Raw genomic sequence first — 19,055 nt, forward strand, 5'->3', positions numbered from 1 at the left:
TCTCGACCCTCTGACCCCGCCGGCCCGCTCGCGCCGACCCGGCCCCGCCGGTCCGGTCAGCCGGACACGGTCTGGAGCCCGGCCTGGAGCCCGGCGGCGACGCCCGCCCCGAGGCCCCGGTGCTCGACCCCGGGCAGCAGGCCCTCCGGGCCGACCGAACCGCGCACCCACTCGTCGTGGTAGACGGTGTCCATGTAGCGCTCGCCCAGGTCCGGCGAGATGGTCACGGCGGTCACCCGCTCGCGCACGCCGCCCGCGCCGTCGCCGTAGTGCTCGTTCAGCCAGCGCAGCGCGCCGCTGACGGCCGTCCCGGTGGAGCCGCCGAACAGGAAGCCGCCGCGCATCAGTTCGCGGCAGGTCCGGACGGTGTCGGTCTCCTCGACGTGGACCGCCCGCTCCACCAGCGACTCGTCCAGCAGCGCGGGCCGCACGCTGGTGCCCAGGCCCGGGATGTGCCGGGTGGCCGGCGGGGCGCCGAAGGTGACCGAGCCGACGCTGTCGACCGGGACGACCCGCACCGAGGGGCGCCGCTCGCGGAAGTACCGGGCGCAGCCCATCAGCGTCCCGGTCGTGCCCGCGCCGATGAACAGCACGTTCAGGTCCGGGAACTGGCGGGCGATGGCCGGCGCGGTGGTCCGGTAGTGCGCCATCCAGTTGCCCGGGCTCAGGTACTGGTTGAGCCAGACCCGCTTCTCGTCGGCGGCGAGCAGCGCCTTGACGTGGCGGATCCGCGCACCGAGGAAGCCCTCGGTCTCGTGCGGCTCGGTGATCAGGTGCACCTCGGCGCCGTACGACTCCATGGTGCGGCGGGTGACCTCGTTGCAACGAGAGTCGGTGACGCAGATGAACTTGTAGCCGCGGCTGGCGGCGAGCACGCTCAGGGCGACGCCCATGTTCCCGGACGAGGATTCCACCAGGGTCGAGCCGGGGCCGAGGACGCCCGCCGCCTCGGCCTGCGCGACCATTTCCCGGGCCGCTTTCAGCTTGATGGACCCGGCGAAGTTGAACCCTTCGACTTTCAGGAAGAGACGGTGCCCGAAGAACGGCTGCAGATTCACGAAGAGGTCGCTGACCTCGAATTCGTGCGACGCGGAAATGACCGGCACTGGAGACTCCTGGCCTTCGGTAACGAATTAGCCTCGGCGGCAAGCCTCCCGCCGGGCGCTGACGAGGGGCTGACGGACTGCTGACGGGGTCCGCGACCAGGGTTTCGGGGCCGCCCGGAGGCACGCGTCAGCCGTCCGTCAGTTGCCGGTCAGTTGCTCGTCAGCGCCATCGGAAAGCGTTTGTTATTCCGCACCTGCAGGCCTTCCACGAGGAGCCCGGTTTGAATCGGCCGTCCGCCATCAGTGAAGTCCTTCCGCTCTCGCCGCTGCAACAGGGACTGCTCTTTCTCTCGGAGTACGACCGTGAGGGGACGGACGTCTACACCATTCAGCTTGTCCTCGACCTGGACGAGCTGACCGACGCCGATGCCGTCGCGCTGCGCACCGCGGCGGGCCTGCTCCTGGAACGGCACCCCAACCTGAAGGCCTGCTTCCGGCACCGCAAGAGCGGCGAGGCGGTCCAGGTGATCCCCACGTCGGTCGAACTGCCGTGGCGCGAGGTCGCGGTGGCGGCCGGCGCGGCCGGGCCGGAGGCGGAGTTCGACCGGCTCGCCGAGGAGGACCGGCTGCGCCGCTTCGACCTCGCCCGCCCGCCGCTCCAGCGGCTCACCCTGGCCCGCGCCGAGGGCGGGCGCTGCCGGCTGGTCTGGACCGTCCACCACATCCTGGTGGACGGCTGGTCGATGGTCTCGCTGATCGGCGAACTGGCCGCGCTCGCCGAGGAGCTGAAGGCCGGCGGCACCCCCGCCAAGCAGCCGCAGGCCGGTGCGGCCCGTTACCAGGCGCACCTGGCCTGGCTCGGCGCGCAGGACAAGGAGGCCGCCCGGCAGGCCTGGACCGCCGCCCTGGCCGGGGTCGTCGACCCGACCCGGCTGGTGCCGGCCGGCCGCGACCGGGCCGTCGGTGCGGCCGCGCTGCCGCAGGCCGTCCCGCTGGAGCTGACCCCCGAGGTCTCCGCCGCGCTGACCGGTTTCGCCCGCTCGCGCGGCCTGACCGTCAACGCGGTGGTGCAGGGCTGCTGGGCGCTGCTGCTGTCCCGGCTGACCGGCCAGGACACCGTGCTGTTCGGCGCGGTCACCTCCGGCCGGCCGGCCGAGGTCCCGGACGTCGAGCGGATGGTGGGCCTGTTCGCCAACACGCTCCCGGTCCGGGTGGACGTCGACCCGGCCCGTACCCCGGCCGAGCTCTTCGCCGACGTGCAGCGGTCGCAGACCGCGCTGCTGGCGCACGAGCACCTGACCCTGGCGGAGGTCCAGCAGCTCACCGCCGTGCGCGGCGAACTCTTCGACACCGCCCTGATGTTCCAGAACTACCCGATGGGCGGCCTGCCGCTGGCCACCGGCACCGGCCCCCGGGTGACCGGCGCCGACGTCCGCTCCGCCACCCACTTCCCCGTCACCCTCACGGTCTTCCCCGGCACCCCCTTCGGCCTGGCCGTCAACCACGTGCCCGCGCTGGTCACCCGGGCCGAGGCCGAACTGGTCGGGCGGCGCTTCGCCCGGCTGCTGGCCGCCGCCGTCGCCCGGCCCGACGAGCCGTGCGGCCGGCTGGACGTCCTGGACGAGGCCGAGCGCGCCGAGATCACCGGGGCCCGCAACGCCACCGGGGCGCCGCTGTCCGGCGACTGGCTGGCCCCGCTGCTGGCCGCCCGGGCCGCCCGCACCCCGGACGCGCCCGCCGTGCGCTGCGGCGGGGAGCGCCTGACCTACCGCGAACTGCACGCCCGCGCCGACGCGCTGGCGCAGGCCCTGCACGCCGCCGGGGCCGGCCCGGAGCAGGTGGTGGCGATCGCGCTGGACCGCTCCTGCGACCTGGTGGTCGCCGCCCTGGCCGTCCTCAAGTCCGGCGCGGCCTACCTGCCGCTGGACCCGGACTACCCGGCCGACCGGCTGCGCTACATGCTCGCCGACGCCGCCCCGGTGGTCACCCTCACCCACCGCCGGGTGCGCGAACTCCTCGCCGCCGAATCCGCCGAATCCGCCGACTCCTCCGAAGCCGCCGAAGGCGGGATGAGCACCGGCGAGCTGTGGGTGCTGGACGGCCCGGACGCCGCGACCGGTGCGCCCGGGCAGCGCGTACCGGGCACGGCCCCGCGCGCCGACCACCCCGCGTACGTGATCTACACCTCGGGCTCCACCGGCCGCCCCAAGGGCGTCGTGGTGCCGCACCGGGCGCTGGTCAACCTGGTCGAGGACATGGTCGCCCGCTTCGAGGTGACCCCCGAGGACCGCTTCCTCGCCGTCACCACCTTCGGCTTCGACATCGCCAACCTGGAGCTGTTCGTCCCGCTCGCCGCCGGCGCCGAACTGCTGGTCGCCGACCGCGAGACGGTCCGCGACCCGGCCGCCCTGGCGGACGCCGTCACCGGCCTGGACGCCACCCTGCTGCAGGCCACCCCCAGCCTCTGGCAGTCGCTCGCCGCCGACCACGCCCCCCGGCTGGCCGGCCTGCGCGCCCTGGTCGGCGGCGAGGCGCTGCCCGAGCCGCTGGCCCGCACCCTCACCGCGCACTGCGCGTCCGTGACCAACGTGTACGGCCCGACCGAGACCACCATCTGGTCCACCGCCGCGCCGCTGACCGCCGCCGAGGCCGGGCCGCCGCCGATCGGCGGCCCGATCGCCAACACCCGGGTGTACGTCCTGGACGGCGCGCTGCGCCCCGTCCCCGACGGCACCTTCGGCGACCTCTACCTCGCCGGCACCGGCCTGGCCCGCGGCTACCTGGGCCGCCCCGGCCTGAGCGCCGAGCGCTTCGTCGCCGACCCGTACGGCCCGAGCGGCGAGCGGATGTACCGCACCGGCGACATCGTCCGCTGGGACGCCGCCGGCACCGCCCTGGAGTACGCGGGGCGCAGCGACCACCAGGTGAAGATCCGTGGCTACCGCATCGAGCTCGGCGAGATCGAGTCCGTGCTCGCGGCGCAGCCCGGAGTGACGCGGGCCGTCGTCACGGCCCGCACCGACCGGGCGGGGGACGCCCGCCTGGTCGCCTATGTCGTACCGGCAGGGATCGACCGCGACCGCTTGCGGGAGCGGGCGTCATCGGTGCTGCCCACGCACATGATCCCTGCCGTGTACGTTCCCTTGGACGACCTGCCGCTGACCCCCAACGGCAAGGTCGACCGCAAGGCCCTGCCCGCCCCGCCGGACGAGCGGGCGGGCACCGGACGCGAGCCCGCGGGGGAGCGCGAGGAACTGCTCTGCGCGGTCTTCGCGGAGGCCCTCGGGCTCGACCGGGTCGGCGCCGACGACGACTTCTTCGAACTCGGCGGCCACTCGCTGTCCGCGACCAGGGTCGCCAACCGGCTGCGTGCCGCGCTCGGCGTGGACGTCCCGGTGCGGACCCTGTTCGACGCCCGGACGGCCGAGGCGCTGGCCCGCGCCCTCGACCCGGACGCGGCGGCGGCCGCCGCCGCGGAGCCGGCCCCCCGGCGCCCCGCGCTGCGCGCCGTCCCGAACCGGCCGTCCTCGGTGCCGCTCTCCTACGCCCAGGAGCGGCTCTGGTTCCTGGACAAGATGGACGGGCCCACCGGCAACTACAACATCCCGCTGGCGGTCCGCCTCACCGGCCCGCTGGACGCCGCCGCGCTGGCCGCCGCCGTCCGCGACGTGGTGGCCCGGCACGAGAGCCTGCGCACCGTCTTCGCCGAGGCCGACGGGCTGCCCTCGCAGCTGGTGCTCTCCGCCGAGGAGGCCGAGCAGGCCGGCGCCCCGCTGGTCGTGGTGGACCTCTCCGGGGCGGCGCCGGGCGCGCTGGAGGCGGCGCTGGCCGCCGAGGCCGTCCACCCCTTCGAGCTGTCCGCCCAGGTGCCGCTGCGGGCCCGGCTGTTCACCCTCGGCCGGGACAGCCACGCGCTGGCCCTGACGGTGCACCACATCGCCGCCGACGGCTGGTCGTTCGGCCCGCTCGCCCGCGACCTCTCCGACGCCTACCGGGCCCGGCTGGACGGCGCCGGGCCGCGCTGGGAGCCGCTGCCGGTGCAATACGCCGACCACGCGCTCTGGCAGCGCGAACTGCTCGGCTCCAAGGACGACCCGGACAGCCTGGCCGGCGCCGAACTCGCGCACTGGCGCGAGGCGCTGGCGGGCATCCCGGAGGAGCTGGACCTGCCCACCGACTTCCCCCGCCCGGCCCGGGCCGGGCACCGCGGCGCCGAGGTCGGGTGCACGGTGCCCGCCGGGACCCACGCCCGGCTCGCCGAACTCGCCCGGCGCGGTGGCGCCAGCCTGTTCATGGCCGTCCAGGCGGGCCTGGCCGCACTGCTCACCCGGCTGGGCGCGGGCACCGACATCCCGCTCGGCAGCCCGGTGGCCGGGCGCACCGACGACGCGGTCCGCGACCTGGTCGGCTTCTTCGTCAACACCGTGGTGCTGCGCACCGACACCTCGGGCGACCCGGCGTTCACCGCCCTGCTCGGGCGGGTCCGGGAGACCGACCTGACCGCCTACGGGCACGCCGAACTGCCCTTCGAGCACCTGGTGGAGGAGCTCAACCCGGTCCGCTCGATGGGCCGGCAGCCGCTCTTCCAGGTGATCCTGGCCTTCGAGGCCGCCGAATTCGGGAGCGGCGCCGACCTGCTGCCCGCGATGCCCGGCCTGAGCGCCGAGGTGCTGCCGATCGGCAGCACGACGGCCAAGTTCGACCTGTCCTTCCAGGTGCTGGAGCGGACCGGTCCGGACGGCGCCCCGGCCGGTCTGGACATCCGCCTGGAGTACCGCGAGGACCTGTTCACCGGGGCGACGGCGGCCCGCCTCGCCCGGGCCCTGGCCACCCTGCTCGACTCCGCCGCCCGCACCCCCGACGCGCCGCTCAGCGCCCTCGACCTGCTCACCGCCGAGGAGCGCCGCGTCCTGCTGGAGGAGTGGGCCGGTCCGACCGCCCCGTTCACCCCGGTCACCCTGACCGCCGTGTTCGAGGGCCTGGCGGCCGCCGACCCGGACCACCCCGCGCTGGTCGGCCCGGACGGCGTGCCGGCCGGCCCGGGGACGGTGCGGCTGTCCTACGCGGGGCTCAACGAGCGGGCCAACCGGCTCGCCCACCTGCTGCTGGAGCGCGGGGTCGGGCCGGGCGACGTGGTCGCGCTGGCGATGCCGCGCTCCGCGCCGCTGGTGGTCGCGCTGCTGGCGGTGCTCAAGACCGGCGCCGCCTACCTGCCGGTCGACCCGCAGTACCCGGCCGAGCGGATCGCCTACATGCTCGACGACGCGGCGCCCGCCCAGGTGCTGACCGTCGAGGCGGTCGCCGACCGGATCCCGGGGCTGCCCGAGGGCGTCGTCCCGCTGGTCCTGGACTCCGTGCGCACCCGGTCCGACCTGGCCGGCCGGCCCGACCGCAACCCCGTCGACGCCGACCGCACCCGGCCGCTCCTCCCGCAGGACGTCGCCTACGTGATCTACACCTCGGGCTCCACCGGCCGCCCCAAGGGCGTCGCGGTGCCGCACCTGGGGGCGGCCAACCTGGCCGCCAACCACCGGGCGCGGCTGGGCGCCGGGCCGGACACCCGGGTGCTGCAGTTCGCCTCGTTCAGCTTCGACGCCACCGTCTGGGAGCTGTGCGTCTCGCTGTACTCGGGCGGCACCCTGGTGGTCGCCACCGACGAGAGCCGGATCTCCGGGGAGGTGCTGGGCGCGCTGCTCGCCGAGCACCGGGTCAACCACGCCGTGCTGCCGCCCACGGTGGTCGCGGGCCTGCCCGAGGACGTGGTGCTGCCCGGGGGCCTGCACCTGCTGGTCGCCGGCGAGGCCTGCCCGCCGGCGCTGGTCGACCGCTTCGCCCCGCTGACCGGGTTCCGCAACGCCTACGGCCCGACCGAGGCCTCGGTCTGCGCCACCTGGAGCGACCCGCTGCGCCCCGGCGGCGGCCGCCCGCCGATCGGCCGCCCGCTGGACAACCACCGGCTGTACGTCCTGGACGACGCCCTCGCGCCCGCGCCGGTCGGCGTCACCGGCGAGCTGTACATCGCCGGCACCGGCCTGGCGCACGGCTACCTGCGCCGCCCGGCCACCACCGCCGAGCGCTTCGTCGCGGACCCGTACGGCCCGGCCGGCACCCGGATGTACCGCACCGGCGACCTGGCCCGCTGGCGGGCCGACGGCACGCTCGACTACGTCGGCCGGGTGGACCACCAGGTGAAGCTGCGCGGCTTCCGGATCGAGCTCGGCGAGATCGAGGCCGCGCTGGTGCGCCACCCGGTGGTCGTGCAGGCCGCGGTGCGGGTCGCGCCCTCGCCCACCGGCGTGCCCCAGCTGACCGGGTACGTGGTGCCGCTGCCCGGCGTCGCCGCCGTCGACGTGCCGGTGCTGCGCGCGTTCGTCGCCGGGTCGCTGCCCGCGCACATGGTGCCCGCGACGCTGGTGACGCTGCCCGCGCTGCCGCTGACCGCGAACGGCAAGCTCGACACCCGCGCCCTGCCGGCGCCCGGTGCCGCGCCCGCCGCCGCGCAGGCCCCGGTGCGGCTCCCGGGCACGCCGGCCGAGGAGGTCATCGCCGGGGTCTTCGGCGAGATCCTCGGCCTCGACCAGGTCGGCGCCGACGGGGACTTCTTCGACCTCGGCGGCGACAGCCTGCGCTCGGTGCAGATCGTCAGCCGGGCCGCGAAGGCCGGGCTCACGCTCTCGCTGGCCGACGTCTTCACCCACAAGACGGTGGCGGCCCTCGCCGCCGCCGCCCGGCCCGCCACCGCGCAGCGGCTCCCCGCGACGGTGCTGGAGCCGGTGCTGCCGATCCGGCCGGGCGGCACCGCCGAGCCGCTGTTCTGCGTGCACGGCGGGGTCGGCTTCGGCCTCCCGTACGCGGAGCTGGCCCCGCACCTCGACCCGGCCCGGCCGGTGTACGCGCTGCAGTCCGACGGCGTCGCCGCGCCCGAGGGGGAGTGGGAACGGCCGCAGGGCGTACGGGAGCTGGCGGCCACGTACCTGGCGAGGATCCGCCGGGTGCAGCCGCACGGCCCGTACCACCTGCTGGGCTGGTCCTTCGGCGGGCTGGTCGCGCACGAGATGGCGGTGCAGCTCCAGGCGGCGGGCGAGCGGGTGGCCTTCCTGGCGGCGCTGGACGTCTTCCCGGTGCTGCCGGGCGACCACGCCCCGACCGACGAGGAGATCCGCGAGGCCTTCCTCGCCCACCACGCCACCGGGGCGGGCATCGACGACGGGGAGCTGCGCCGGCTGATGGCGGTGATGCGCCACCACACCGACATCGCCCGGGAGTTCACCCCCGGCCGGTTCGACGGCTCGCTGCTGCTGTTCGCCGCCGCCGACGAGGTGCAGGGCGCCCCCGCCGCCGAGCTCGCCGACCGCTGGCGCGCGCACCTGACCGGCGCGCTGACGGTGCACGACGTCGCCTGCGGCCACGAGGAGATGCTCGGCCGGGAGGCGGCCGGCCGGATCGGCGCGGTGGCCGACGCCGCGCTGCGCCGGTCCTGAACGACGTGACGGCCGGGCCCGGAATCCGGGCCCGGCCGTCACGGGGCCGTCGGCGGCGCCCCAGCCGGGGAGCCGCCGGCGTGCCGGGGCGAACTGCCCTCGCCCCGACGGTACTTACAGCGAGGGGTCCTGCATCAGGATCGCCTGGTAGAGGTGGTGGAGACGACGACTCGGTTTGAGCCCCAACTCGTCGTCGAGCCACTTCCGGGTGCGGTGGAAGATGTCGACGGCCTCCGACTGCCGGCCGCACCGGTAGAGGGCGATCATCAACTGCTCGCTGAACCGCTCGCGTTCCGGGTACTGGGCGAGCAACTGCTTCAGCTCGGCCACCACCGCCCCCGCCTCGCCCGCCTGCAGCTGCGCCGAGATGAGGTCCTCCCGCGCGGTCTTGCGCTGCTCGTCCAGACGCAGCGCGACGGCCCGGCACCAGGGCCCGTCGCTCGTGTCGAGCAGGGCCGGTCCGCGCCACATCGCGAGCGACTTGCGGAGCGTGTCCATCGCTTCGTACGGCCGGTCGCTGACCAGCCCCGCGCCTTTCTCCGCCGTCCGCAGGAATCGGTACGCGTCGACCGCGTCCTCCGAGACGTTGAGCATGTAACCGTTGTCAACCGTGCGGATGAGTTCCTGGTCCGGCCCCTCCAGACCAAGTTCCGCCAACGATTTGCGCATGCGTTTGACATTGGCCTGCAAGGCGTTGCGCGCGTTCTTGAGCGGCGCTTCCCCCCACAGCTCGTCGATCAGTTCGTCGAACGCGACCACCTGACCGGCGTTGAGCGCCAGCATGGTGAGCATCACGCGATTCTTCTTCGCCCGTAGACCTACGGTGCGCTGACCGTCGCCGATCAATAGTGGGCCTAATATGGAGATGTACACCAAATTCCCCGTCCCTAGCGGTGAACTCCAGCCACAAGCCTTTCTCCTGTGACCTCGGCCCGGCCACCGTCAACAGTGGTCGACGTGTTTGGGGTGGCCTGACAAAGGGGAAAAGCCTGGGTATCATTCGCGCTGGTCAAGTATCGGACACGCCTGGGTCGTCCGGCCATGTACCTTCGTACATGAGTTGATGAACCTGCGCCACCAACCCCACCTGAAGCCGCGACTCCACTCCCAGTTTCGCGAGGATGTTGGCGACGTGCGCCTTCACCGTGCGCTCCGTGACGTGCAGTCGGGCGGCGATGCCGCGGTTGGAGTGTCCGGCACCGATCAGGTCGAAGACCTGCCGTTCCCGTCCGGACAGCGTCCCGACCCGGGTGAGCTCGTTGCGCCAGCGCGCCGAGGCGAGGCTGCCGTCACTGTGCATGGCCACCCCCCTGACCGCCCCCTGCTTCCCCGTGGTGCGTCCGGCGGCAGTTGTGCCCCCCCGTCACCGGGAAGGTCGTTCACGTGCCGACGAACGCGCATGCGATTCTACAACTCCCGTAACAAACCACCACGGGACTGTCGGCGTCAAACCCCTTGTCACAACTGGTTGTGGCCGGTGCCTGCACGAAACGCACACGAAAAGGGCCGGGGAAGGGGCTAAGCCCTTCCCCGGCCGTCGAGTTGGACGGTTCCCGGGTTACGGGAGGGTCGTGCGCGCCGCCGAGGCCGCCGCCGCCGCGGCCACGATGGCCGGCATCCGCGGGGTCCGGGTCGTGGTCTGGCGCGCGAGCCGCGAGGGCCAGAAGGTCTTCCAGCCGAGCAGGGTGACCACGGCCGGCAGGACGACGATCCGGATCACCGTCGCGTCGAGCAGCACCGCGCAGGCCATGCCCACCCCCATCTGCTTCATCTCGATGAAGTTCAGCGAGGCCAGCAGGGCGAACACGCAGACCATCACCACCGCGGCGCTGGTCACCACGCCCGCCGTGCGGGTGATGCCCTGCTCGACCGCCTCCTTCACGGAGAGCCCGCCGCGCGCCGCCTCCCGGATCCGGCTGACCACGAAGACGTGGTAGTCCATCGACAGGCCGAGCAGGATCACGAAGAGCATCAGCGGCAGCCAGGCCACCACCCGGCCGGTGGACTCGAAGTGCAGCAGGTCCTCCGCCCAGGTGTGCTGGAAGATCAGCGCGAGCAGGCCGAAGGAGGCCGCCGCGGACAGCAGGTTGAGCGCCACGGTGATCAGCGCGAGCATCACCGAGCGGAACGCGACGGTCATCACCAGGAAGGTCAGTACCAGGGCCACCCCGAGCACCCAGGGCATCTTGTGCATGACGTTCGCCCGGTAGTCGACGTCGAACGCGACGTCGCTGCCGCCGACCGCGAACTCGGCGCCCGCGACGGTGCCGAGGGTCTGCGGGGCGAGGTCCTGGCGCAGCCGGGCCAGCGAGGCGCGGGCCTGCGGCGAGCCGCTGTCGAAGTGGGTGCCGATCGCGATGGTGGCGACCGTGCCGTCGGGGGAGGTGCGGACGGTCGGCGCCGGGTTGTGCACGAAGAGGGCGTCCTGCGAGGCGCGTTCGACCAGCGCCTCCACCGCGCCGCCCAGCTCCGCCGTCCGGTCGGCCGGGACCTTCACCGCGACGGTGTGGGTGTCGGCCTGGCTCGGGAAGGAGCCGGTCAGCCGCTCGTTGGCCTGCATCGCCGGGATCGACCGGGGCAGGTCGTCGATCCCGGTGGCCTTGAGCTTCAGGCCGAGGGCGGGCAGCGCGAGGACGAGCAGCGCGCCGACCGAGAGCACCAGCGCGATCACCGGGTGGCGCAGGGCGGGCTTGAGCATGGTCGACCACAGCCGCGGCTTGACCCCGCCCTTCTGGGTGAGCCGCCACACCACCGGGACCCGCGGCGCGTCCAGGTAGCGTCCGAACCGGGACAGCATGGCCGGCAGCACGGTCAGCGAGGAGGTGATCGCGATGGCGACCACCAGCACCGCGCCGGTGGCCATTGACTCGAAGGCGATGTGCCCGGCGAGGTAGAGCGCCCCCATCGAGATCATGACGACCACGCCGGACACCAGCACAGAGTGCCCGGAGGTGGCGGCCGCGATCTCGATGGCGTCGATGTTGTTGGCGCCCAACGCCCGCTCCTCGCGCTGGCGTTTGAGGTAGAACAGCGAGTAGTCGACCCCGATGGCCATGCCCATCAGCACGATGACGTGCGTCACCGGCCCCGGGTCGGGCACCAGTTGGGAGGCCACCCCCCACAGGCCGAGCCCGGCGAGCACCGAGGACAGGCCGAGGACGACCGGGACGCTCGCGGCGACGATCGCGCCGAAGACGAAGACCATCACGAGCAGCGTCACCGGCAGGCTCAGCACGGTCGCCTTGCCGAGGTCCTTGCTCAGCATCTCGTTGAGCCCGGCCTTGATCGAGCCGGCGCCGACGAGTTCCATCCGCAGCCCGGTGTGCGACGTGTGGGTCCTCGCCACGGTGTCGATGAGCGGCTGCACCCGGTCGGCGGAGGTCTCCGGATCGCCGTCGAGGGTCACCGGGACGAGCAGGGCCGAGCCGTCCGGCGCGGGCACCGGGGCGTCGATCGAGCTGATGCCGGGGAGGGCCTTCAGGTCGCGGGTGGCGTCCGAGGCCGCGGACTGCGCCTGGACGGGGTCGAGCCGGCCGCCGTCCCACGGGGTGATGAGGACGTTCTCCACCGCGCGCTCCTGGAGGCCGCCGCTGCGGGCGATCGCGGCCGCCCGGCCGGACTGGCCGATGGCGAGGTCGGAGGTGGTGGCCTGCCGGGTGCCCGTGACGCCGCCGACCACGAGGGCCGCCACGACGAACGCCACCCAGAGCGCGATCGCCCACCAGGGGTGGACGGCGCTCCACCGAGCGGCCCTGGTGATCACGTTCCTGCCTTCCACGATCACGTTCCCCTCCTCAAAAGAAATGCCCGGATCAAGACACGGGCCTGACTTATGAGTCCGGCCGGTGCGGTGCGGCGTTCGCCTGCATCACTGAATCTAGTGACGCTTCGACGCATGATCACGGGTACAACTTCGACGATTGGAGGGGGAGTTTCTTCTACTTGACAGCCGACCCGGGAGGGCTGCCACCGGATTCCCCGGGCGGAATTTGATACCACATCCGCCGGGACACGTTAAAGGGCCCGTCGCCGATCAGTGCGACGGACCCAGCGTATTCCTCGGGCAGCGGCAGGTCGGTGACTCTCCACGGCCCGGGCAACGGCCCGGAGCGTGCGTACACGGTGGCTTCCGGTCCGTCGTGGGCGACCGGGATCCCCATGCCCTGGGTGAGTCTGGCGCCCGAGGCCTTCACGCACGCCTCCTTCCTGGTCCACAGCCGGGTGAAGGCGTCGGGCCCGTCCCGGGCGACCAGCTCCCGTTCGTCCGGGGGGAAGAAGCGACCGGCCAGCCGGGCGGTGTCCAGCTCGGCACGGGCCAGCTCGACATCCACGCCGACCGGCCGTGATGCCAGGGCGAGCAGGGCGATCTCGCCCGAGTGGGACAGGTTGAAGTGCAGGCCCGGCGCGTCCTCGACGGCCGGCTTCCCCCACGGGCCGCGGCTGAAGCGCAGCGCGGCCGGGTGGCGGCCGAGGCGCTCGCCGAGGACGATCCGGGTGGCGGCGTGCGCGAGCACGAAGCGGCGCCGCAGCCCGGGCAGCTGTCCGCTCCGGGCGCGGGCCCGCTCCTGCTCGTCGAGCAGTTCCTCCAGGTGCGGCGGGTAGCCGTCCGGGGCGTCCTGGGCGGCTTCGCCGCCCGGGTGGTCCGGGTGCTCACCACCGGTCAGCGGAATCTGCCAGATCTCGACCGTGTCCCGACCGACCGGTTGTTCTGTCCCGTTCAGAACCGGCCCACCTTTCCGGTGTGCAACCCCTGGAACAGATTCAGCTTCTGGATGTTCCGTGTCCCCTCCATGAACTCCACGCCCCGTGCGTCCCGGGCGAGTTTGTCGAGGAGCGGGTGGTCCAGCCGGGCGCCGGGCCCGAAGAAACCCAGCGCGCGCATCGTGACGTCCTCGGCGAGCTCGCAGGCGCGGGCCTTCGCCGCCGAGGAGAGGTGCCCGGCGGCCGGCCTGCGGTCCACCGCGAGGGCCGCCCGGTAGGTCAACCGGCGGGCCGCGTCGATCCGCTGGCCGAGCGACTCGAACAGCTCGCGCTCCGCGCCGCGCAGGTCCCGGCGGTTCTCGGCGACGTAGTCGTGGGCGGCCCGGGCGATGCCGAGGGCGATCGCGGCCACGCTCGGGCGGAGCTGGTTGAAGACCGAGACGATGCTCCACATCCCCCGCCGGGTCGGCGGCAGGTGGGCGCCGAGCACCCGTTCGGCGGGCACGTGCACCCCGTCGAGGGTGATCCGGGTCAGCTGGACGCCGCGCAGGCCGAGGGTGGGCAGCGGCTCCGCCCGGAACCCGGGGTCGGCGGTGTCCACCAGGACGGCCAGCACGCCGAGCCGCTCGGTGCCCGCGACCCGCGCGAACACGGCGCCCAGGTCGGCCCGGGCGGCGTTGCCGACGTAGCGCTTCTCGCCGTCCAGGACGTACGAGCCGTCGCCCACCGGGGTCAGCGTGGTGGTCATCTCGCCGATGGCCGAGCCGCGGTCGGGCTCGGTGAGGCCGAAGCAGGTCCAGCGGGGGCGTTCGGCGAGCCGGCCGTACACCCAGTCCTTCTGCGCCTGGCTGCCGAGCACGCCCAGCAGCACCCCGCACATCGAGGCGCCGGGCGCGCCCAGCATCATCCCGGCGTCGCCGCGCGCCAGTTCCTCGCTCACCAGGACCCGCTCCAGGGTGGCCAGGCCGTGTGCGGGGCCGGCGCCGGCGTCGGCGGACGCCCGGTCCCACTCCGGCGGCACCTGGTGGCCGGCCAGGAAGCGCACGGCGGGCAGGTCCAGGAAGCGGTGGACGGCGTCCGGGTCCCGGTCGAGGTCGAGCGCGCCCGCCCGCAGGTCTTCGGCCCACCGCCGCACGTACCGGTGCGTGGTTTCCAGCGGGCCGGGCAGGCTGATCACACGTTCCCCTTCCGGGAGTCGACGTTCTGTGCCGTGTCCCCGGCCGGCCCCGGCCAGCCGCAGTACACGTCGGCGAGGAGCTCGGAGGCGTACGCCGCCCGGCCCGGCCCCTCGGCGGTGAAACCGTACGCCCCCAGCAGCCGCAGCAGTGCGCGGTCGGCCTGGGTGATCTGGGCCTGGAGGCGGGCGAGGGCCGCGCAGTCCAGGGGGCGGGCGGGGGCCGGTGGGGAGTCGTCCGCGGAGTCGTCCGGCCCCTCGGCGAGGTCGTCGAGGACGCCCTCGATCTCCAGGTGGTCGATCAGCACGTCGGCGAGCGCGCCCTTGACCAGCTGTTGCAGCAGCAGCGAGGAACCCTCGACCTGGCGGCCCGCGAGGTAGGCCAGGCAGGCCTCCCGCAGCCGCTCGGACGCGCCGAGCCGCAGCCAGGCGAGGCCGGTGCCCCAGTCGTGGGCGTCGGGGCCGACGGGGCCCCGGGCGGCGTCGGCGGGGCTCAGGACGGCCAGGCCGGGCACCGGGTCCGGGCCCCCGTCCCCGTCCTCGTCGTCACCGAACTCGGCGTACTCGCCGAGGAGTTCGCGCGGAACCACGGCGTGCCCGCGCGGGCCGCGCGGTGCCACCCCGGGGGACAGCGCGCGGGAGAGCAGGGTCAGTGCGGGGACGAGGCCGTCGTTGCGCGCGCTCGTCCGGGCCTCCTGCCAGTGCTCGCGCACCTCGACCGGAACCGTCATCGGACCCCCAACTCCCCCGTGTCGAGCGTGCAGTAGGCCAGGAAGCCGCGTTCCCGGTCGTAGTCGGCCACCACCACCGGGCGGTCCCGGTCGGCGGCGGCGAGCAGGGCGGCCCAGCCGCCGGTGGCGGGCTGTCCGGCCGCCACCCTGGTCCACGGGCCGCCGTGTGCCGGAAGTTCAGCACAGCCGTCCGACAGGCCGGAGCCGGTGACCAGTGCGGCCGAGGTGTCCCAGCCGGCGAACAGCCCCGGCTCCGGGAGGCCCTGGGCCGCGCCGCCCAGCGGCGCGTCGCCGCCGTCCCAGTGGATCAGCAGCGCGACCGCGGCGTCCGCGCGGACGGCGCTCTGCCCGGTCGCGGGCAGCGGGAACGGTTGGGTGCCCTGGTCCACGACCAGCAGCAGCAGCCGCGACCAGCCGCACCGCCGGGCGTACTCCACGGCGACCCGCAGCGCGCTGAACGGCGCCAGGACGCCCTGGTCGGACAGGGCGAAGGAGAGCGGCTCGCCCGGCAGCCGCCCCTTCACGCAGGAGGCGACCAGCTCGGCGTGGTCGAAGTCCGGTGCGGAGTAGGCGACCACCACCACCTCGGGGCACTCCTCGGCGGTCAGCGGGCCCAGCGCGTCGAGCGCGCCGTGGGCCAGCTCCACCGAGGTGCGCCGCCCCGAGGCGGCGAACTGCTCGCGGTCGAAGTCCGCGCCGTAGAGCGCCCCGAGCTCGCGGTAGAAGTCCTCCCGCGCGGCCTCCGGCCGGTACGGCGCGCCAGGCCCCGGCGGGGTGTGGGCGCCGGCCCGGACCAGCCGCGGCAGGACCGCCGCCGGGGCCTGGCCGGGCGTGCCGGGCGGGCCGTCCGCGCCGGCCGGGGCCGGACGCCGCACGGGCGCAGTCGCGCGGAACATGCTTAGGCGCTCGCTTCCGCGGCGACGAAGCCGGCCAGCGAGCCCACGGTCTCGAAGTGGGTCATGTCCAGCTCGTCGGCGTCGAACTGCACGTCGAGGATCTCCTCGATGGTGATGAGCAGTTCGAGCGCGCTGCTGGAGTCCAGACCCAGCTCGTCGAAGAGGCGGACGCCCGGGTCGGCGCCGGAGACGTCCTTGTTGAGGACCTCCGACAGGCCCTTGCGGACGGCGTCGACGTACTTCACGTCGGCCACGGTGTTGGCGGTGTCGCTCATGGTGTTCTCCTCGGGCTGGTCCCGGCCGGGGGTCGGCCGGTCGGTGGTCAGTTCTGGTCGTCGCCGGGGGCCGCGTACAGCCGCTGGCGGCCGAGCATGGCCTCGACGTCGTCGCGCTCCCGGATCAGGTGCGCCCGCCCGTCCAGGACGAGCACCTCCGCCGGGTAGCCGTGGCTGAGGAAGTGCACCGGCGAGGCCGTCGGCCCGTACGCGCCGGAGCGCTGCACCCCGATCAGCTCGCCGGCCCGCAGCGCCGGCATCGGCACCTTCTTGCCGATGACGTCGTTGGGCGTGCAGAGCGGGCCGGTGATGTGCCAGGGCTCGGTGGCCGGCTCGTCCAGCCGCTCCAGCGCGGCCATCGGGAAGTTGCGCTTCACGTACGAGCCGATGCCGACGGCCGCCATGTGGTGGTTGGTGCCGCCGTCGGTGACCGCGAAGTTCTCGCCCATCGAGGTCTTGGTGTAGCGCACCCGGGTGACGTAGGTGCCGGACGCGGCGACCAGGAAGCGGCCCAGCTCCATGATCATCCGGGTCTCCGGGTGCCGGGCGCGGAAGTCCGCGATCAGCGGGTTGAGCCCGGCGGTCAGCTCGGCGACGTCGAGGTCCTTCTCGTTGTCGAAGTAGGCGATGCCGAGGCCGCCGCCGACGTCGACCGTCTCCAGCGGGAAGCCCAGCTCGGTGGAGAGGCGCTCGGCCAGCTCCAGGATCCGCCGGGTGTTCTCGACGACGGACTCCTCGATCAGGATGCGGGTGCCCAGGTACACCTGGACGCCCATCAGCCGGATGTTGGGGTAGCGGCCGGCGAGGTCCTCGCCCTCGGCCAGCAGCAGCTCCTCGTCGGTGCCGAACTGGCGCGGCTTGCCGCCCATGGTCAGGCCGGAGCCCTTCACCGAGAAGCTCGGGTTGACCCGCAGCGCGACCCGGGCGGTGATCCCGCGCTCGCGGGCCACCTCGTCGATCAGGTCCAGCTCGCCGATCGACTCGCAGACGATCGCGTGGATGTCCTCGTCCAGGCAGGCCGCCACCTCGCCGCGGCTCTTGCCCGGGCCGAGGAAGATGATGTCGCGCGGCTCGACCCCGGCCCGGCGGGCGGTGACCAGCTCCGTCAGCGAGGACACCTCGGCGCGCGAGCCCAGGCTGTGCAGCAGCGCGCAGACGGAGATGTTGGGGTTCGCCTTGAGCGAGTAGAAGACCTCCAGCGCCGGGTGCAGCGCCTCGCGCAGCCCCTGGAAGCGGGTGGTGATCTCCTCGCCGTCGTACAGGTAGAGCGGGGTGCCGAACTCCTCGGCGAGCTCGGTGATCCCGAGGCCCTGCACCTCGAATGCGACGCTCACGGTCAGCTCCGTTCCGGGTAGGCCGCGAGGCGGCGGGTGATGTCGGTGTCGAGCGCCTCGATCTCCTCGTCGGAGGCCCCGACGAGCACGCCGTACAGCCGGCCCTCGAAGCCGTCCGCCTCGGTGTCGGCGGCGGTGCCCGCGGCGGCGTTCACCGTGGCGTAGTTGTTCACGAACAGGCCGCGCGGGCGCGGTCCCCGCTCGGTCAGCAGCAGCCCGTCCAGCACCTCGGCCAGTTCGGCGAAGGGCAGCGGGCGGGTCAGCCGCAGCGGGAAGTGCCGGGCGACGGCGACCTCCTCGGCCCCGGCCAGGCCGCCCTCGTGCACCACGTTCTGGTACGTGGACATGTTGTTGCGGGCGTTGATCTCGATGACCGGGTACAGGCCCTCGTCCGGGTCGACCATCGCGTCGACGCCGACCACGCCGTAGTAGCCGTCGGCGGCCAGCCGCTCGCCGAGCCGCAGCGCCGTCGCCTCGATCTCGGCGACCTGCCCGTCGGTCAGCCGGGCCGGGATCCGGTGGCCCTTGTGGACGCCGCCCTCGGTCAGCAGCTCCTTGACGAAGTCGAAGTGCGTGGAGCCGTCCCGGCCCACCGTGAACTGGTAGTTGAGGTCGCAGCGCTTGGCGACCCACTCCTCGATCACCAGCGCGGTGCGCGGGGCCCCGCCCGCGGCCTTGGCGGCGCGCTCGGCCTGCTGGACCGCCATCCGGTGCAGCCGGCCCAACCGGGCCTCCGAGTCCAGCACGACGATGCCCTTGCCGGACACGCCGAACGCGTCCTTCAGCACCACCTTGCGGCCCGCCGCCAGCAGTTCACCGGCCGCGGCCACCGCCTCGGCCAGCTCCTCCAGCGTCTCGCAGGCCCAGCCGCGGGCCTGGCGGATGCCCAGCTCGTCGGAGAGCCGGCGGCTGTACACCTTGCTGTTGACCCGCTTGCAGACCGCGGCGGTCGGCGCGCCCAGCCGCAGCCCGGTCCGCTCGGCCAGCTCCTCCTCGACGGTGGAGATGCCGTGCGCGGTCAGCCGGGCGCCCTCGGCGGCGACGGCGGACAGCGCGCGCAGCAGCTCGGGGTCGGCGAGGGCGTCCTCGCTGACGGTGCGCTGCGGGTCCTGGCCGGCCACCACGTGCACGGTGGGCAGCTCCAGGCCGAGGCCCTCCAGGTAGCCGCGGTAGCCCTCGTCCAGGGCGGTCTTCAGCACGACGTGGTCGTCCTTGCCGCCGAGCAGCAGCGCGAACTCGTCCATGCGGTTCACCACCGCACTGCCCGCGTGCGAGGCGACCCGGGGCAGCGCGGGCTCGCCGAGCGCCCAGTGGTTCTCCACCTCGAAGTTGCCCAGGAACACCAGCGGGGTGTCCGCGGACCCGGTCACGGCGCGCTTGAGGCGCGCGCTGAAGCCGGAGGACGGTAGATGCATGT

12 protein-coding genes are annotated in these 19,055 nt (G+C 74.0%); 1 reads left to right on the top strand and 11 read right to left on the bottom strand.

Going from position 1 to position 19,055, the window contains the following annotated elements; genetic code table 11:
- Positions 1-56: 56 nt before the first annotated feature.
- Positions 57-1,106 (bottom strand): 2,3-diaminopropionate biosynthesis protein SbnA, encoded by a 1,050-nt coding sequence (sbnA, locus tag ACFVTF_RS02635; protein ID WP_387808042.1) that lies wholly within the window; start codon positions 1,104-1,106, stop codon positions 57-59.
- A 221-nt stretch (positions 1,107-1,327) separates the two neighbouring features.
- On the opposite strand from sbnA, the gene ACFVTF_RS02640 reads away from it, so the two are divergent.
- Positions 1,328-8,527, top strand: a complete 7,200-nt coding sequence (locus ACFVTF_RS02640; RefSeq protein ID WP_387808045.1) for an amino acid adenylation domain-containing protein — start codon at positions 1,328-1,330, stop codon at positions 8,525-8,527.
- A gap of 114 nt (positions 8,528-8,641) precedes the next feature.
- Here ACFVTF_RS02640 and ACFVTF_RS02645 read toward each other — a convergent pair whose 3' ends face one another.
- From ACFVTF_RS02645 to ACFVTF_RS02690, 10 genes are all read right to left on the bottom strand, one after another.
- Complete coding sequence (locus tag ACFVTF_RS02645) at positions 8,642-9,400, bottom strand: AfsR/SARP family transcriptional regulator (protein WP_363582478.1); 759 nt, start codon at positions 9,398-9,400, stop codon at positions 8,642-8,644.
- 136 nt (positions 9,401-9,536) lie between these two features.
- A complete protein-coding gene (locus tag ACFVTF_RS02650; RefSeq protein ID WP_107453059.1) occupies positions 9,537-9,827 on the bottom strand; it encodes a helix-turn-helix transcriptional regulator in 291 nt (96 codons plus the stop codon).
- Between the two features lie 258 nt (positions 9,828-10,085).
- Positions 10,086-12,311: an MMPL family transporter gene (locus ACFVTF_RS02655; RefSeq protein ID WP_387808049.1), complete on the bottom strand. Its 2,226-nt coding sequence runs from the start codon at positions 12,309-12,311 to the stop codon at positions 10,086-10,088.
- A 154-nt stretch (positions 12,312-12,465) separates the two neighbouring features.
- Positions 12,466-13,041, bottom strand: a complete 576-nt coding sequence (locus ACFVTF_RS02660) for a 4'-phosphopantetheinyl transferase family protein (RefSeq protein ID WP_387808052.1) — start codon at positions 13,039-13,041, stop codon at positions 12,466-12,468.
- Between the two features lie 203 nt (positions 13,042-13,244).
- Positions 13,245-14,405 (bottom strand): acyl-CoA dehydrogenase family protein, encoded by a 1,161-nt coding sequence (locus ACFVTF_RS02665; protein ID WP_387808054.1) that lies wholly within the window; start codon positions 14,403-14,405, stop codon positions 13,245-13,247.
- Complete coding sequence (locus ACFVTF_RS02670; protein WP_387808057.1) at positions 14,402-15,133, bottom strand: hypothetical protein; 732 nt, start codon at positions 15,131-15,133, stop codon at positions 14,402-14,404. Before ACFVTF_RS02670 ends, ACFVTF_RS02665 begins: the two co-directional genes overlap by 4 nt.
- Positions 15,130-16,029 (bottom strand): hypothetical protein, encoded by a 900-nt coding sequence (locus tag ACFVTF_RS02675; RefSeq protein WP_371518152.1) that lies wholly within the window; start codon positions 16,027-16,029, stop codon positions 15,130-15,132. The genes ACFVTF_RS02670 and ACFVTF_RS02675 overlap by 4 nt, the downstream gene beginning before the upstream one ends.
- 2 nt (positions 16,030-16,031) lie before the next feature.
- The gene (locus ACFVTF_RS02680) at positions 16,032-16,304 is read right to left on the bottom strand and encodes an acyl carrier protein (protein WP_063348736.1); all 273 of its coding nucleotides are present in this window, start codon (positions 16,302-16,304) and stop codon (positions 16,032-16,034) included.
- 47 nt (positions 16,305-16,351) lie between these two features.
- Positions 16,352-17,638, bottom strand: a complete 1,287-nt coding sequence (locus tag ACFVTF_RS02685) for a type III PLP-dependent enzyme (RefSeq protein WP_371518153.1) — start codon at positions 17,636-17,638, stop codon at positions 16,352-16,354.
- Positions 17,639-17,640: 2 nt separating this feature from the next.
- Positions 17,641-19,053, bottom strand: coding sequence for an ATP-grasp domain-containing protein (locus ACFVTF_RS02690; protein ID WP_387808060.1), 1,413 nt, complete (start codon positions 19,051-19,053; stop codon positions 17,641-17,643).
- Positions 19,054-19,055: the final 2 nt, after the last annotated feature.

The sequence above is a fragment of the Kitasatospora sp. NPDC057940 genome (assembly GCF_042887425.1).
Lineage (GTDB): Bacteria > Actinomycetota > Actinomycetes > Streptomycetales > Streptomycetaceae > Kitasatospora.

Bases quoted from the DNA above. Each gene is read 5' to 3' on its own strand.
- ACFVTF_RS02650 (WP_107453059.1), bottom strand. From the start codon at position 9,827: ATGCACAGTGACGGCAGCCTCGCCTCGGCGCGCTGGCGCAACGAGCTC.
- ACFVTF_RS02670 (WP_387808057.1), bottom strand. From the start codon at position 15,133: ATGACGGTTCCGGTCGAGGTGCGCGAGCACTGGCAGGAGGCCCGGACG.
- ACFVTF_RS02675 (WP_371518152.1), bottom strand. From the start codon at position 16,029: ATGTTCCGCGCGACTGCGCCCGTGCGGCGTCCGGCCCCGGCCGGCGCG.
- ACFVTF_RS02680 (WP_063348736.1), bottom strand. From the start codon at position 16,304: ATGAGCGACACCGCCAACACCGTGGCCGACGTGAAGTACGTCGACGCC.
- ACFVTF_RS02690 (WP_387808060.1), bottom strand. From the start codon at position 19,053: ATGCATCTACCGTCCTCCGGCTTCAGCGCGCGCCTCAAGCGCGCCGTG.